Raw genomic sequence first — 16099 nt, 5'->3', positions numbered from 1 at the left:
AAATGTTCATGGCACCACCAGCATTTTCCTGGTGGCGCGGAATTTTTCGGACTCCAGCCGCAACCAGTAGATGCCGCTGCCCACCAGCCGCCCGGCCTGATCCCGGCCGTCCCAAAAAACTTCGTGCCGTCCGGCAGCCAGCTCACCCTGCACCAGCGTGCGAATTTTCTGGCCGATGGTGTTGTAGATCGTCAGCACAATCTGCGCGGTTTGCGGCAGGTGCAGGCGGATGCTGGTTTGGCTGGCTATGCCGCTGCCGTTCACGGAAAAGGGATTGGGATAATTTTGCTCCAGACTGAAAACGCGCGGCAGCTCATTCTTTTCCTCGATCGCGGTGGTGGCGGTGGAGAAACTGTCGATCGCGCTGAACACCGTGGTGTCCGCCGAGGTTGTTTCCACGCGCCAGTAGTAGAGATTGTTGCGCTTCAGCGAGCCGGCGGTGATGGTGAAGCTGGTGTCCGACAGGGAGGGTGAGCGAAACGCCTGGGTGGTGAGGGTGCGCGAGGTGCCGTAGACCGCGACATAGGTGATGGCATCGCCATCGGCGTCACGCGAGGCACGCCACAGCAGTCTGACGTTGAGCGTGTCCACCCGGCTGCCCCGTGTGGGTGCGAGCAGGATGGCCGGGGTGGGCGCATCGGGCACGGGGGCGACTGTGACGTTCAAGATCCCTTCTGTCGTACCGCTGTCGGCGTCGATGGCGGTCAGGCGCAGATGACCGGTGCCGAAGAAATCCGGCACTGGCCGCAGCCGCAAGCGGCGCTGCGCCGCATTGTAGGAGGTTTTGAGGTGGACGTCATCCCGGACCTGCCAGCTTATTTGCGCGTCCGCGCTCTCCACGTCGGAAACATAGTCATCGAGGTTGAGCACCTGGGTGGTATCATCTTCATTGATGGTGAGGACTGCCGGCAGTTGCAGTTGCGGCAAATCATTGACGGGGAAGACTTCGAGCAGAACGTGTGCCGTGTCGCTTGCCGCCCGGGGATCAGAAACCACAAATGTGACCTGCTCCGTGCCGGACCAGTCGGTGGGCGGTGAAAAGCGGGCGAGATTGCCGGGCAAAAGCGTCACGGTGAGGTTGGGGCCTGCCTGCAGATTCCACGTCAGATTGTTGTCCGGATCATTTTCATCCGTCACCACCTCATCAAGAGACAACTCGAAATTGGTGTCTTCCGCGAAGCGGTATCCGGCAGCGAGACGCAGACGCGGCGGGAAGTTGAACTCCCGGCTCAATACCACCAGTGCATACGCGCCATTGCCAAAGGTGCCGTCCCCGAGCAAATAGGCGGCCGGCATCGGGACTTCGATTTCGCTGGTGGCCTTCCACACCCGAAACGACATGGCTTCGCCGTTGCGATAGCCGTCGACTTCCGGCGTGAAGCTGTCATCCTCCCAGGCCGTCAGGGTTTGATTGGATGGCCCGGCCACCACCGTCGCGCCGACACAAATGCCAGCGGGCGTGAACACCCCGATCTCATCGCCGACCGCCAACGCCTCACCGTTGATCGTGGCGCTTTGCACGACGATGACATAGTTGTCTTCGGTTTGATCGCGGTACTGAAAATGATTCTGGGAGAAAGCGAGCACCGGCCAGAGCATGGCAAAGAGCAGCACCGCAAGCGAGCGGCGCCCGGGGTGACAGCCGTATGAGTGAAGACTGGACATGGCATTCCTCCGCTGGTTTGGCGATCACACATCTTTGCAATCCCACGGCTTGCCGCGGCCCACATCATCCGGCTCAATAAAGTAAAAAACTTCCCGCCCTCAAAGTGTAAAATTCGCATCGTCACCACTTTCGCCCGCCAGTTTCTCCACCATCGTGGTTTCCCGGCGAAAGGGCACGAAACCGGCTTTTTGGTAGAAGGCGAGGGCCTGCGGATGATCGAGCGTGCAGGTATGCAGCCACACGCGCACCGGCTGGCGCTGCCACGCGCGCCGCAGGCTGGCATCGAGCAGATAAGACCCCCATCCGCGGCCCAGAAATTCCGGCAGCAGACCAAAATAGGCCAGCTCGACCTCCGGCAGGCGGCGGAAATCCAGCTCGGCATAACCGGCGGGCACGCCTGCCACATAAAGCACATGCACCTCGACCTGTGGATGCTGGATGATCGCGGCAAGCGCGGCATCGGAAAGTTTGCGGCGGTCGATCCAGTTCCACGCCGCCCCAACCGTGTTGTAAAGGTAGCGATAAAAGGAGACGGTGGGATGCTGCGCGTGCATGATGGTGGCCTCCGGGCGGGGCGGCGGCGCCGGGCGCGCAGGCGGCGCAAGCATTTCGAGATAGGTGATGGTCACCGGCAGCAAGGTTTTGGGTGAAGCAGCGTTCATGGTTGGCCTGAGAATTTTGCGTGACGGGCATAATGCGCGCTGTTTGACACGCCGGGCCGGAGGGCGCGGCGCTCAAACCCGCAATTCTCTCCTGATCAACCCCATGAAGTGATGCAACACGCGCGCGGTGAAACCCCAAATGCAAATCGTTCGCCGGGCCTGCGGCCAGTTGTCATGGTGAAATTTGAGATGTGGTGCCACTGCCACGTGGTAATGCAGCTTCAAAAAGTCCTCGCGCGAGCGAATTTCCAGGCCGGGATCGAACTGTTCGAACAACAGGCGCATGGGAACCTCGAAGATGGCGGCGACTTCATGATGTTGCGGCGCATAGCGCAGGGGGGTGAGCGGCCGCGCCACATAAACCGCGACATCAAAGCCGGTGGTCATGGTGCTGAAGTGACCCAGAGTGCCCAACACCTCCAGCTCGGCCGGCGCCACCCCGATTTCTTCATGCGTCTCACGCAACGCGGTTGCCAAAAGCGAGCGGTCGTGTGGTTCGAGCCGGCCGCCGGGAAAGGCAATTTGGCCGCCATGCCGGGAGCCGTCACTCGTTTTCATGATGAAAACCGCCTGCGTCTCGCGCCGCCCGCTGACGTCCGCCTCGAACAAAATGGCGAGCACCGCCGAATGCTGCAAGCCCGGCACCGGTTCGCGGCGGCGCGGTGGCACAGTTTGCAACGCGCGGCGGAGTTCATGCAGCGGAAGATTCATGAGGGATCGAAATGGTTGACGATGCGCCCGGCCGGTGCTCGTGCGCCGCAACGGCAAGCACAGCACACGGGGGCCGACCGACCCCGCCGCAAGGACGTTGCGCGCGTTTGCCTGCGTCGGTGCTGCGGCAGAAGGCACCGCGGCCGGCAGCACATGCAACCTAGCAAATTTCGCCCAGAGACTCAAGTTTTTTTTCGGGTGGAAAAAAGAACAGGCGATGAAGGAAATGTCATCGCCTGCGTGGCACAGAGGGTATCGCTTTTGATGGCGCGGCGGCAGCAGCAAGCCGCGCTGGTCATTCATTGATGATGAACTCTTCCGGATCGCGGGCCTTGCCATCCAGCCAGACTTCGTAATGCAGATGCGGGCCGGTGGCGCGGCCGGTTTCGCCAACCATGCCGATCACGTCCCAGCGCTCGATCCGCTGGCCAATACTGACATTGACTTTGGAGAGATGGCCATAAAGGGTTTTCATGCCATAGCCGTGATTGATGATGACGACCCGGCCATAACCGCGACGGGGCACATAGCGCGTTTTGACGAACTCCACCGTGCCCGAAGCCGGCGAATAGACCGGTGTGCCGTGCGGTGCAGCGATATCCAGGCCGCGATGGTGCCGAATGCGGCGGACGAAAGGATCGATCCGCTTGCCGAAAAAGTCCGTCACCCGGCCGTTGAAAATCGGCTTGATCGAGGGAATATGCTCGAGCTGCTTGCGGCGTTCTTCAAATTTCTCAAAAATGATCTGATGCGCCTCGCGCGTGTCACTCAGGCGTGATTCCAGATAGTCGATCAATTCCGAAGGATTGAGACTGTTGAGATCGACTTCCTCGCGCACCTCCGGCTCGTCCCCCTCCGGATTGGCCTCCGGCTCGCTTTTGCCGCCGGTGAGGCGCGGCAGAATGTTGTCGTCTTCATCCACGAAGGCGCCGCCTCTGCCATCGAGCCAGGCGGTGCTGTCGTCATCCGCCGGCGCCTGCATTGTCAAGGCCAGCGAATGCGTGCTGCCCAGCGTCTTGTCGTAACGATGCGCCAGGTCTTCGACGCGATTGTGCCATTCTGCAAAGCGTTCGATCAACCGCGCCTGCTGGCGTTCCTGCAGCTTGATGTACAGGCTATGAAAGGCGAGTTTGGAACCGTAGAGCAGGCCCGCTCCCAGAAGCAACAGAACGAACACACCGCCGGCCAGCAGACTCGCGAACGTGGACAGGCTGAACTCAACCTGTTTGTAGTCGCTCCCCCATGTGGAAAAGAGCACCAGACGGATTCTTTTCTTGTCCACGGAGGTTTACTCCCTTCACCATCAAGCGTGAGGCTCTGATACAGGGGATCGTTCCCTTTCCGCGCCGCATCACCAGTTGCCATGCCGTCCTGACCGAAAGCCGCGGCAGGTTCATCCTTGTTTCGGTGGGGCAAAGTTCCCGTCCACGACCGATGTTTGCCGGTTCGCGCTGGCAATGTCTTGTCGCAGGCACAGACCTTTCCTGCAACTAACATACACTATACCCGCGCTCGGCGGGAATACGGAACCCCTGCGCGAAATTTGGTGCGCCACACCGCCGCCGGTAGCAATGCCCGCTGCCCTGCACAGTTGCCGTGCTCCCACGGTTGCAAACCGGGGCCGCCCCCGTCTTCCGGCCGCGAGTGTGGCGGATATTGCAGAATCGTCTTGAATGTGGCGCGTTTTTCGGCGTTATTATGACGTATTCTGCCCTGACGGCCGGCGCAGCAGCCGACCAAAAGCTCATGCCATGTCAAGCGGTGCGGAGATGACAGTGAAATTTTACTACCTGGGTTTGCGGCTGTTGTTGGCGCTCCTGCAGCGCGTGTTGTATGTCCTGACCGCCGGACAGTTGCCTCCCTTTGCCAGTGTGGCCGTGGTGGTGCGGGACGGCAACAAAATCCTCCTGATCATGCGGCGGGATGGCAAGGGCTACGGCCTGCCGGGTGGCCATCTCAAATTGCACGAAACGGCGGAGGAAGCGGCACATCGCGAAGTCGAGGAGGAAACCGGCTTGCGTCTGGAGAACATGCGCGTGGTCGGCATTCTCTCCGGCCGGCGGCCCGGCACCTGGGTGCGCACCCTGGACGTGGTGTTCGAAGGCCGGGTGGCCAGCGGGAATTTGCGTTCCTCCCGCGAAGGCCGTTGCGAGTGGGTCGAGCTGGCCCAGGTGCGCGATCAGCTCGCGTTTGACTACCGCAAGGTTCTGGAATCGTGACAGGTGCCTCGCACAGTCAGCCGGCGTTCACGCCAACCTGCGGCGGCATGATCAGCTTTCCTCGGGCGCCAGCCGCCGCGCCAGGATGGCGCCTAGCGCCGCCAGGATGCGCACCGGCGGCTGCGACACCTCCACGCTGTCGATGAGATCGTTGGGAAAGACAGCCAGGGTGCGGTTCATTTCACGCTCGAAAACCACCAGCCGGCGGCGAATGATCGGCTCACTGGCATCGTCTGTGCGGTTCTCCTGCACGGCACGGCGATGCAGCCGCGCCACCAGAATTTCGGGATCCGCACAATGCAGCAGCACGATCGCCTTGATGTGCGCCACCGTTTTCAGCGTTTCAGCTTGCGACTGCGTGCGGGGGAAACCATCCAGAACCAAAATGTCCTTCTGGGGTTTGAATGTGCCGATGAGGGCGGCATTCTGCATGTGCTGGGTCCACAGATTGAAAACGATCTGGTCGGGCACCAGGTCGCCCTGGCGCATGTACGCCATCACCCGTTGGCCAAGTTCACTTTCAATATCCATGCGCCGAAACATTTCACCGGTGGAGAGATGATAGAAACCCGGCATCATGCCCAGTATTTTACCCCAGGTGCCCTTGCCGGAGCCGGGCGGGCCAAACAGCAAAACGGTGTTGTACAGCAGGGAGATTTTCATGGGCATCCTCGCGTGGTGGTGGAGATTCGCGGCCGCCATGATGCCGCGCAAAAGCAGACCGGCCACATCTGCCTCGCGGACACAGCGGCCGGCCCTGCTGCGGGGCAAGCAAAAAAGAGGAAAAATGCCATTGCGGGGGGATCGCTTTTTCAAAGCTCGCGCCCTGCCGCCGCAATTTTAACAGTTGGGTTCTTCTCTGCGCCGGAAATTTTCTTTTTGGTTGTGGCCTGCCCACGTTGGGAAGTATGCGTCAACCCTCCCCCGCGGTTTGCCTGCCAATCGCTGCTGCATAGCCGCCTGCTCCCGCCCGGTATTTCCCCGGACTGCAGCCCGCGGAATGGTCGACCGGCCAAACACGAAGTCGCAGAAAGAATGAAAATGCAAAAGCATCACCGTCATGCCAATGCCGACGCGACTGCGCAAAAACGGGTCTTGTCATTTCAGCACAAGTTTGCAGCGTTGCACGCAACACGCCGGACTCTGCATTGCTGGAGAACAACCGCAAACGGCTGCCTGCCGGGGGAAAAGCAACGGCTATTGAATTTTCTGCAACCAGGCTTGCAGCACGGCGGTGAATTCCTCCGGCTTTTCCAGACTGGGGAGATGACCGGCATCTGCCAGAAGGTGCAGCTCGGCGCCGGGGATCATCTGCGCCATGCGCTGCGATTCGGCGAAAGGAATGAGGGCATCGGCGGTGCCGGCGATGATCAAAGTGGGAACGGAAATACGCGGCAGGAGGTCGCTGCTGTCCGGCCGCTCTGCCATGCCGCGTTGCGCGCCGATAATGCCGTTGACGGAAGTGGCTGCCATCATGGCTTCCAGTTCGTGGCGCAGATTGGGCCGTATGGCAAGCGAAGCCGGCGCCATCATGTTGGGCAGCATCGTCTCGACTGCCACGCGGCTGCTCTGCTCCTCCTCGGCGCGCCGTGCCATGGCTTGGCGATTGACGCGGCCCTGCGGGGCATCAGCCACCGCGCGCGTGCTCACCAGCACCAGTCCCTTCACCACCTGCGGATGATGCCGGTAGAGCGTCAGCAGAATATAACCCCCCATGGAATGGCCGGCGATCACTGCCGGCCCGCATTGCAGGAATTGCAACAATGCGGCAACATCGGCAGCCATGGTGGCCATGGTGTAGATGCCCGCCGGCGCCTCGCTTTCGCCATGGCCGCGCAAATCGGGCGTGATGACGCGGCAGTATGGCGCCAGCGCCTGCACCTGCGGCTCCCAAATCTTGCGATTCAGCGGAAAGCCGTGCAGCAAAACCACCGGCAGGCCTTTGCCGTGGTCATCATATGCCAAGGTCACGCCATTTACTTTTGCTTTCATGGGACACTCCCGTGGTGATTTTTCATGTCAATTCGGAAAAGCACTCGAGACATACCGCGCCCTGTCGGAGAGTTCACAGGGCGTTCACCGCGGGCAGGCGGTGGGGAATCGGTCCGGAAAAAATGCCGCGCATGGGCCTGAAACCGGTGCGCGTCGTGGGCACCCGTTTTGTCATGCGCACGACCTCACCGCACGCGCTTTTTGAACTTTAGAGCGCTGGCAGTGAGAATCAGCACGCCGATGACAGCCAGCGGGATAATCTCATTCCACAGGAAGGCCAGCGGCGTCGCTTTCAGAAAAATCTCGCGCAGGAGATTGACGTAATAGCGCATGGGATTGAGGTAGGTGGCCTGCTGCCAGGCCGGCGGCATGTTGGCGATGGGCGTCAAAAAACCCGACATCAGCAGCAGAAAGATCATGAAGAACCAGGAAATGAACATGGCCTGCTGCTGTGTCTCCGCCAGTGTCGAGATGAACATGCCCAGCCCCAGGCTGGTCATGAAATAAACCAGCGAGACGCCCAGCAGCAGCGGATAGCTGCCGGCCAGTTGCAGCTTGAAATAAAGAAAAGCCGTGCCCAGCATCACGTTGATCTCGACAAAACCAATGATCAAAAACGGCATCACTTTGCCGATGATCAATTCCGCCGGCCGGATGGGCGTCACCATCAATTGTTCCAGCGTGCCGATTTCCTTCTCGCGCACCAGCCCCATCGAGGTCAAAAACATGGTCACCACGGTGACGAGCAGGCCGATCAGGCCGGGAATCATGTAATGCTTGCTTTCGAGATTGAGGTTGTACCACATGCGCGTTTCGGCAAGCACCGGCGCGGCGGGAAGGGCCGCAACACGCGGCTCGGGCGTGAAGGAGGACAGGATGCCCTGCGCGTAGCCCAGGGCAATGCCGGCTGAGTTGCCATCCAGGCCGTCGACCATGATCGGCACCGTCGGCCGCCAGCCGCGCTCAAGGTCGCGCGCAAAGCCGGAGGGGATGGCAAGGCCCATTTGCGCCTGCCAGTTGTCCAGGGCATGGCGGATGCCCGCAGGCTCATCGACATAGCCGACCAGCTTGAAAAAGGGGTTGTTGGCGAAGCGGCGGCACAACTCCCGGCTGATGGTGCTGTTGTCGGCATCATAAATAATGATCCGGACGTTCTTGACATCGACGGTGATGGCCGAGCCGATGACCAGCATCTGCACCAGCGGCGCCAGGAACATGATGAACAGCATGGCGCGATCGCGAAAGATCTGGCGAAACTCTTTTTGAATCAGATACAGAATGCGTTGCATGGCAGCCTGGTCGTGGGTTGTCGCCGGCAAAACCCCCGGCGATATAACGGCAAAAGTGATGGCTCGCGTTGCACCCGCATCTGGTGGCTCCGCGGCACTGCATTCTTTTGTCTGCCGGTATCACTGTCAAGATCGCGGCTCGCCGGGACAAAGTCAAGCCTGCACGCGGCCTTGCCCCTCATGCTGACAGGGCCGGGCAAGCGAGCCGGGTATTTCCGCTGCTGCACTACGACAAAACTACCGCGCAGACCTCCCGCCTGCCGGCAGACAAGAGTGCTCTGCGCTGAGTTTCCACACGTAACAGAAGTATTACGCGGGGGAGCAAACCGCTTCCCCCCGCCGGCACAGCAGGGGAGGGGCGTTGGGAGCAAACTCCCAAAACTCTCCCACGAAAATGGCGTCCCACGGAAAAACTCTTTCGGGAAAAGGCTTCGCCCATGAAAGGGAAGCCGCATGGAAAAAAGCTTTTTCGTGGGGGTGTATTTTCGCGGGGAAGAAAGGCGGCGGTTTCTCCGCAAATGCCACGAAAATATTTTTGTGGCAGACCCTTCCGGGCCGGTGCCTGAAGGCGCTGTTGCGAAAGTTCATTTTCATCCTGGCTGCTTTTTTGAGCCGCCAAGAACCTGAATTTTGCACCCAGATTGATCCCCTCCGCGAGAAACGCCGCTTTGATCGCGATGCCCAACAATCCAAGGGGCGGTGCATAAAAAATTTTGCAGGCAAACGAGCTGTTGACTCCAGTAGGGCTGCACTTCACACAAGCCATTTCTTCCGGGCAACAGCAAGCCGGCATATAAAATTCAGGCTGCACAACAGTGATTCAACCCTCCGTGTCAGGATCGAACACAAACACCGGCCCACGAACGCAAGAAATCCCGCGGAAAAAGCCATTTCGTGAGAGAGAAGCGGTGACGCCTTCGGCAAACGGGCGCATTTCGAAATCAGGACCGCGCGACATTCGTAAAAAGTCTTGCTTGACTTCGAACGGAATAACTGTCGGCGCTTTGTGAATATGCCATTTCTTCCAGGCAACAGCAAGCCGGCATGCAAAATTCAGGAAGAACACAAAGCAATACCCGTTTGGCGTTTTCGTATTGTTTCAGCACGCACTTTTCTTCTCACTGTTGGACAGCCGCACTTTCGTCCTGCCCGCCAGAATCGCCGCGGCGAGCAGCACAGCCACCAGGTTGAGTACAAACACCCGAGCAGGTGACAGCCACCAGGAGGCTTCCAGGAACATCCGGCCCACCCAGCCCGGCCAGCTCGCCGTGCCCTCCGGTAGAATCCTCTCCGGCGCACGGTACCCGGCGCCGAGCGTGAGCAGCGAGATCACCGGATTGAGCGGTTTGATCAGCAGATAGAACAGCGTGTCTTCCACCATGCCGGCATACAGCACCAGGACGGCCAGCGCTTCACGCGGGCAGTGGAAGCGCCAGGCGGCGAGCACTAAAACCGCAGCGACCAGCACGCCGTAGCTGAGCTGGTACACGTTGTTGATGCGCTGTGCCACACCCTGCCAGCCGGTGGTTTGCAGCAATGCCGCGATCGCGCCGCCGAACAGCACGTCATACAACACCAGTGGCAAAAAGAGCAGCAGCGTGATCAGCACGCGGCGCGCGGGGAGAGTGAACACGGTTTTTGCCTTTCGCATGAAAAGATAAGGCGCAGCGCTTCCGGGTGCTTCCAACCAAAACAGAAAACCCTGGCCGGGCCAGGGTTGATCGCGACGCTGCTTCTACTTCAAGCGTTTGAACAGGCAGTAGCCCTGATCGGTTTTGATGGGCTGGCTGACCTCGCCCACTTTGAGCGCGAGAATCGCCTGTTCAAATGCCGGTGTGAATTCGCCCTTGAAGGCATCGCCCAGATCGCCGCCGCGCGCGGCATTGGGGCCAATCGACTTTGCCGCAGCCAGCTTTTGGAAATCCGCACCGGCCTGAATTTGTTTGAGCAGATCGAGTGCCTCCGCCTCGGTTTTCACCAGGATCATGGCGGCACGATAGGGCTGTTCGCCGCGGCTGAGGCGTTCATCGCCGGTCACCGACTCTTTCCAAATGTAGCCGGCAGTCACCACCTGCAGCCATTTGTCTTCCACTGCCAGGATTTGCATGGGTGCGCCACGGTTGAGCGATCCCAGCACCTCCCCGCCCGGCGCCTTGCGCAAATTCTCCTGCGCCACTTTGACAAACACCACCTTGCCCTTGAAGAAACCCTCCTGGGCCAGAACAATGGCAGCCAGGCTGATGACCATGCCAACCAATAAACCGCTGACAAACTGCTTCATGTGTCCTTCCTCCGGTTTCGGCTCAGCCGCCCTCACAACACGATTGCGTCTGTGTCCGCGCGTCAAGGGATGCCCGGCGACAAATGGGGGATCCTGTCCTGGTGCGCGGTTTAGTGACTGTTGCCGGACGTCCGGCCGTTCATGCGTTTCAATCCTACATGCAACGAAGTCATGTGCTGGTCGCGGACGAGCACGTTGAAAAAGCGCGCCGGCTCATAGTCCGGCACACGGACTTCAATGGCATAGGTGCCGGGCAACAACAAGCGTTGAAACCAGCCCTCCCGGCCGTTGGCCTGGCGCGGCTGCACATGGTCTGCTTCCAGACCCGCGACATGGATGCGAGCCGGCACAGGTTCGCCGGTTTCATCATCCACCACCCGGCCGCAAATGCCGGCGCCCAGGGCCCGTTCCAGCAGATAAAAGGCCCCGGGCAGGTTTTGCTCGACAATGCGATCAGCGTCGGCGAGCGAGGGAAAATACTCCTCGCCGGTTTCGATAATGAAATCGACCGTGCCGAGTGCGCCATACATCCACACCGAACTTTGGCCGGCGCGGCCGTTCAGCGGCAGGATGCTGTAGCAGCCCGGGCCGGAAAACCGCTCGATGCGTGCCGCGCATTTCTCCGCGATGTCGAGAATCAGTTGCTGATCCGGTGGCGGCGTATAGTTGCCCCAGGGATAGAGAATCGCTTCGCCATAGCTGTGATAGGAGATCCCCATGACGAAGCGCTTGTGCAGCGCGAGCTGCCGCAGCGCCCGGATCTCGGGTTCGGAAAACGGCTCGGGCCCGCGGTAAAACCAACTGCCGGGCTCATCCTCACCGCCTTCGCTCCAATTGTAGCCATAATTCCGATTCAAGTCAACCCCGTCGCTCAGCGGATCGAAGGAACCGTCGCCATTGTTGTCACGCAGGTTCTTGCGCCACCAGGGATATTCGCGCCGGCTCGTCATGAGATATTCATAGCCGTCGGGATTGACGATCGGCACCAGCCAGATTTCCAGACTGTCCAGCAGGCGGGTGTGGCGGGTGCTGCTGCCGTAGTTGCTCAGCAGCCGGTTCATCAGAGCATGGCAAATGAAAACTCCGAGCGGCTCGCGCGCATGATGCAGCGCACTGATCAAAAACGCGGGCTTGTCACTCATGCCCGGCCGCGGCGCTGTCAGTCGAATGGCGAGAATCGGATGCCGCCCGGTGCTGCTGCGGCCGATGGTGTCGAGGTGCGCGAGCTGCGGATACCGCTGCACCAATTCTTGAAAGCGCGCCTGCAGCTCTGCGAGCGTGGGATAGCCCGCCGGCACCACGAGATTGGGTTGCTTTTTTTGCGGTGCCGTGCTGTGCTGCTGCCGCGAAGTGGCGGCCGCTTGCGTACCGGTGAAACGCTGCCCCCACGACCAGTGTGGCAGGCTGGACAAGACCGCGCCGGCGCGGGCGGCATCAGTCGTGCCGGCCGCGGGAGCGTGGGCAACACGCCGGCCACCGTGCATGAGCCACAAGCCCAGCAGTGCCGAATAAAATGCCAGCGACAGCATGATACGGGAGGGAGGAAGGCGGCGGAGGGGGAAAAGGGCAAGTCCTTTACGCATGCCAGGCATGAAGTTTCCTCGAGTTCGCGGATTACAGCGGCGTGACGTCTGCAAACGGCTCACCCGCCGGCAATTCGCACCAGCGCGGCGGCACAGCATGAAGAAAGCAGCGCACCGCGGCTGTCTTCTGAAGCGGATAAAAAAAGTGTGGCGAACTTAAAGAAACGAAGGTAGGCAAGCAAGTTAAAATTTATGAATCGACACGGCTTTTGCCGAGGTTTGGCAGGTCGTACCGGCACCTGCTGCCGCAATCACTCTCCCCCGTTTGTGTTCCGCTCTCCGTCCCGGTGACGGCCGGGTCGCGCTGCCACGGCCAGGCAGAAAGCGCGCGGGAGAATCTTGAGGCGGCATGCCGTGCGCGCGCCGGCAATCTCTCCCCTCCGGCTCAAATGCCCGCGAAAAATTTCACCGAAGCTTTGGTGAGCTCGTAAAGCGGCCCAAATGCAATGCCCAGCACAAACGTCGGCACGGCCAGAATCGCCAGCAGCGCAATCGCCGGCCACGAAACCGCCAGGCGTTCTGTCACCGCGACGGCCGGTGCCTCCAAATACATGGCCTTGAAAATGCGCGCATAGTAATACAGCGAGATGACGGTGTTGATGATCGCGACGACTGCCAGCCAGTAGAATTGTGAATCGCCCTGCAGCACTGCGGCCAGCAAATAGAATTTGCCGATGAAGCCGATGGTGACCGGCAGGCCGGTGAGCGAGAACAGGAACACGGTCATGCACGCCGCGACCACCGGTGCGCGATAACCCAGCCCGCGATAGTCTTGCAGCCGTTCACTGCCGATCAACTCCTGCACAATAATCACCACCAGGAACGCACCGAGATTCATCAAATAATAGGCCACCAGGTAAAACAGCGTGGCATTGATCCCGCTTTGAGTGAGCAACACCACCCCCATCAGGGCGTAGCCGGCATGTGCAATGCTGGAGTAGGCCAGCAGGCGCTTGAGGTTGTTTTGCACGATGGCGACAAGATTGCCGAGCGTCATGGTGGCGGCGGAGATCACCGCCAGAAGCTGCTGCCAGTTCAGACCGGCAATCGCGGACCAGCCCTCGGCGCCGGAGGTGGAGAGACCGACAGTGACAAAGCGGATCAACAACGCAAACCCCGCGGCCTTGGGTCCCACGCTGAGAAAGGCGGTAATCGGGGTGGGCGCGCCTTCATAGACATCCGGTGCCCAGAAGTGAAATGGCACCGAGGCAATTTTATAGCCGAAGCCCGCGAGAATCAGCAGAAAGGCGACGAATAGAGTGAGGGGATTGGGTGGGTTGGTGGCGAGCTGGTGAGAAATTTCATAGATGTTGAGCGAGCCGGTCAGGCCGTAGATCAGCGAAAAACCGTAGAGCATCAATCCGGAGGAAAACGCGCCATAGATGGTATATTTCAGACCGGCCTCGCTGGAGCGCTTGACCGTTTTCAAATAGGTCGCCAGCGCGAAGGAGCTCAGGCTCACGGTTTCGATGGCAATGAAGATGGTAAGCAGATTGGTGGCGGAGGCCATCCAAAACATGCCCAGCGTGGTGGCGGTCATCAGAATGAAATACTCGCCCACGCTGCGGCCGGCCAGCTCCAGCGAGGAGTAGGAAAGCAGCACGGTCATGATCATGCTGCCGAGAAAAATCAGTTTGAAGAACGTGGCAAAGCGGTCTACCGCCAGCATGTTGTTGAACAGGCCGCGGCCGGGGTCATCGCGCTGCAGCAGCAGGACGAGCAGGCACAACAGGCCGCCGGCGAGGGTGAGCAGGCCCAGCCAGGGCGTGTGTTCCCGCTTGAGAAACATGTCGACAACCATCAGAGCCAGCAGCAGGCCGATCAGCACGAACTCCGGCAGGAAATGACCGAGGCTGGCGAGGTTGTCCTGCAAACGCACGACGAAATCTGACATATCGAGCAACCTATTTTCGTTTGGGTGGCGATCCTTGTGGAGATGCGTAGGTTCCGGCTCTCGCTCCTGCCCTTACTCCATTTCATACTGATACTCTGATACTCTGATACTCTGATACTCTTACTCCTACTCTTACTCCTACTCCCAGAGTTGCAGTTGAGTAGGAGTAGGAGTAGGAGTAAGAGTAGGAGTAAAACGAGCAGGACCGGGAGTTGAAGCTCTAGTTCATCCCCATCAACATCGGCGCGGCTTCGCGCACGGTGGCCGCCAGACTGTTGAGCGAGACTTCCAGCAATTCCAGCATGGGTGCGGGATAGACGCCGAGAAAGATCACGATCACGGCGAGCGGCACCAGGGTGAACAGCTCGCGCCGGTTGATTTCGGGCAGATCCGCATATTGGGGATTGAGCTTGCCCAGAAACATGCGCTGCAGCGTCCACAACATGTAGCCCGCGACGAAGACGATGCCGAGCACCGAAATGATGGTGTACACGCGCAGGTTGAAGGTGGTGGAGCTGAAGGCGCCGAGGAAGCTGAAGGCTTCGCTGATGAAGCTCGACAAACCCGGCAGCCCGAGATTGGCAAAAAAGGCGATGGTGACGATGCCGGTGTAGACCGGCATCGTCTGCGCCAGTCCGCCGAAGCCGTCGATGTCACGGTGGTGAGCGCGGTCGTAGATCACGCCCACCAGGAGGAAGAGCATGGCGGTGACGGTGCCGTGGTTGAACATCTGCAGCACCGCGCCATTGACGCCCAGCGGCGTCAGGCCGATCATGCCGAGCATGACCACACCCATGTGGCCGATGGAAGAATAGGCCACCAGCTTCTTCAGGTCTTTCTGCGACATGGCGCACAGCGCGCCATAAACGATGCTGATCACCGCGATGGTGGCAAAGCCATAGGCGAAGGGGGGATATTTCACGGCGTCGGGCAGGATTGGGAAACTGATGCGCAGCATGCCGTAGGTTCCCATCTTCAACAGAACGCCCGCCAGAATCACGCTGATGGCGGTGGGTGCCTCGACGTGGGCATCGGGCAGCCAGGTGTGGAACGGCACCGCCGGGACTTTGATGGCGAAGCCGATGAAGAGTGCGGCATAGAGCAGCAGGCGGACGTCGAAATCGCGCAGCAGGCCGGTATGATTGGCCTGATCCATCATGTGCAGCATGTTGAAGGTATGACCGCCAGTGACCGGATCCTTCACGTTGAAGTAGAACACCAGCATGGCGACCAGCATGAGCACCGAGCCGGCCAGGGTGTAGAGGAAGAACTTGATGGCGGCATATTCGCGCCGCGGGCCGCCCCAAATGCCAATCAGGAAGTACATCGGCAGCAGCATCACTTCCCAGAAGATGTAGAAGAGGAAGAAATCCAGTGCGCAAAACACGCCCATCATGCCGGCATCGAGCAGGAGAAACATGGTGAAATAGCCCTTCACCGCCTTGTCGATGCCCCAGGAGGCAAAGATGCAGAGGAAGGACAGCAGCGCGGTGAGCAGCACCATGCTGATCGAGAGGCCGTCGACGCCGACGAAATACCAAATGTTGTAGGAAGTGATCCAGGGCGCCTTCTCGACGAACTGCATGCCGGAGGTGGTGCGGTCGAAACCCAGGACCAGCAGGATGGCGAGCAGCACTTGCACGCCGGTAAAGCCGGCGGCGAGCCATCGTATCAGGTCGTGCTGTTTTTCGCCGCGCGGGATGGCCAGCACCACGGCGGCGCCAATCACCGGCAAAAAAATCATCCAACTGAGAATGTTTGGAATCATGTCTCCCTCGTGAACGCGTGTCAATGCCCGCGGA

General features: G+C 59.9%; 15 protein-coding genes. 2 read left to right on the top strand and 13 right to left on the bottom strand.

Annotation, left to right across the window (positions count from 1 at the left end):
• Positions 1 to 6: 6 nt before the first annotated feature.
• The 4 genes from ONB52_12110 to ONB52_12095 all read right to left on the bottom strand — a co-directional run bounded on the left by ONB52_12110 (position 7) and on the right by ONB52_12095 (position 4321).
• Positions 7 to 1665: an Ig-like domain-containing protein gene (locus ONB52_12110; protein ID MDZ7416884.1), complete on the bottom strand. Its 1659-nt coding sequence runs from the start codon at positions 1663 to 1665 to the stop codon at positions 7 to 9.
• A gap of 99 nt (positions 1666 to 1764) precedes the next feature.
• Positions 1765 to 2328: a GNAT family N-acetyltransferase gene (locus ONB52_12105; protein ID MDZ7416883.1), complete on the bottom strand. Its 564-nt coding sequence runs from the start codon at positions 2326 to 2328 to the stop codon at positions 1765 to 1767.
• Positions 2329 to 2400: 72 nt separating this feature from the next.
• The gene (locus ONB52_12100) at positions 2401 to 3039 is read right to left on the bottom strand and encodes a CoA pyrophosphatase (GenBank protein MDZ7416882.1); all 639 of its coding nucleotides are present in this window, start codon (positions 3037 to 3039) and stop codon (positions 2401 to 2403) included.
• Between the two features lie 295 nt (positions 3040 to 3334).
• Complete coding sequence (locus tag ONB52_12095; GenBank protein MDZ7416881.1) at positions 3335 to 4321, bottom strand: M23 family metallopeptidase; 987 nt, start codon at positions 4319 to 4321, stop codon at positions 3335 to 3337.
• Positions 4322 to 4808: 487 nt separating this feature from the next.
• Between ONB52_12095 and ONB52_12090 the strand changes: the two genes are divergently transcribed.
• A complete protein-coding gene (locus ONB52_12090; protein MDZ7416880.1) occupies positions 4809 to 5258 on the top strand; it encodes an NUDIX hydrolase in 450 nt (149 codons plus the stop codon).
• A gap of 51 nt (positions 5259 to 5309) precedes the next feature.
• Here the strand turns inward: ONB52_12090 and ONB52_12085 are convergent, their stop codons facing one another.
• The 3 genes from ONB52_12085 to ONB52_12075 form a co-directional block, all read right to left on the bottom strand.
• Positions 5310 to 5921 carry a nucleoside monophosphate kinase gene (locus ONB52_12085; protein ID MDZ7416879.1) on the bottom strand — a complete coding sequence of 204 codons (612 nt, stop codon included), beginning with the start codon at positions 5919 to 5921 and terminating at the stop codon, positions 5310 to 5312.
• Positions 5922 to 6455: 534 nt separating this feature from the next.
• On the bottom strand, positions 6456 to 7250 hold the full coding sequence (locus ONB52_12080; GenBank protein MDZ7416878.1) for an alpha/beta hydrolase: 795 nt from the start codon (positions 7248 to 7250) through the stop codon (positions 6456 to 6458).
• Between the two features lie 185 nt (positions 7251 to 7435).
• On the bottom strand, positions 7436 to 8539 hold the full coding sequence (locus ONB52_12075) for an ABC transporter permease (GenBank protein MDZ7416877.1): 1104 nt from the start codon (positions 8537 to 8539) through the stop codon (positions 7436 to 7438).
• Positions 8540 to 8992: 453 nt separating this feature from the next.
• Between ONB52_12075 and ONB52_12070 the strand changes: the two genes are divergently transcribed.
• Positions 8993 to 9166: a hypothetical protein gene (locus ONB52_12070; protein ID MDZ7416876.1), complete on the top strand. Its 174-nt coding sequence runs from the start codon at positions 8993 to 8995 to the stop codon at positions 9164 to 9166.
• Positions 9167 to 9359: 193 nt separating this feature from the next.
• Here the strand turns inward: ONB52_12070 and ONB52_12065 are convergent, their stop codons facing one another.
• The 6 genes from ONB52_12065 to ONB52_12040 form a co-directional block, all read right to left on the bottom strand.
• On the bottom strand, positions 9360 to 9605 hold the full coding sequence (locus ONB52_12065) for a hypothetical protein (GenBank protein MDZ7416875.1): 246 nt from the start codon (positions 9603 to 9605) through the stop codon (positions 9360 to 9362).
• A 33-nt stretch (positions 9606 to 9638) separates the two neighbouring features.
• A complete protein-coding gene (locus ONB52_12060) occupies positions 9639 to 10172 on the bottom strand; it encodes a hypothetical protein (protein ID MDZ7416874.1) in 534 nt (177 codons plus the stop codon).
• A 102-nt stretch (positions 10173 to 10274) separates the two neighbouring features.
• Positions 10275 to 10820, bottom strand: a complete 546-nt coding sequence (locus ONB52_12055; GenBank protein ID MDZ7416873.1) for a peptidylprolyl isomerase — start codon at positions 10818 to 10820, stop codon at positions 10275 to 10277.
• Between the two features lie 110 nt (positions 10821 to 10930).
• Complete coding sequence (locus ONB52_12050) at positions 10931 to 12412, bottom strand: M14 family zinc carboxypeptidase (GenBank protein MDZ7416872.1); 1482 nt, start codon at positions 12410 to 12412, stop codon at positions 10931 to 10933.
• Between the two features lie 376 nt (positions 12413 to 12788).
• Positions 12789 to 14297: an NADH-quinone oxidoreductase subunit N gene (locus ONB52_12045; GenBank protein ID MDZ7416871.1), complete on the bottom strand. Its 1509-nt coding sequence runs from the start codon at positions 14295 to 14297 to the stop codon at positions 12789 to 12791.
• A gap of 220 nt (positions 14298 to 14517) precedes the next feature.
• Complete coding sequence (locus tag ONB52_12040) at positions 14518 to 16065, bottom strand: NADH-quinone oxidoreductase subunit M (GenBank protein ID MDZ7416870.1); 1548 nt, start codon at positions 16063 to 16065, stop codon at positions 14518 to 14520.
• Between the last annotated feature and the right edge of the window lie 34 nt (positions 16066 to 16099).

The organism is candidate division KSB1 bacterium (assembly GCA_034506255.1).
Lineage (GTDB): Bacteria > Zhuqueibacterota > Zhuqueibacteria > Zhuqueibacterales > Zhuqueibacteraceae > Coneutiohabitans > Coneutiohabitans thermophilus.
This window is presented reverse-complemented; position numbering and strand designations above follow the sequence as displayed.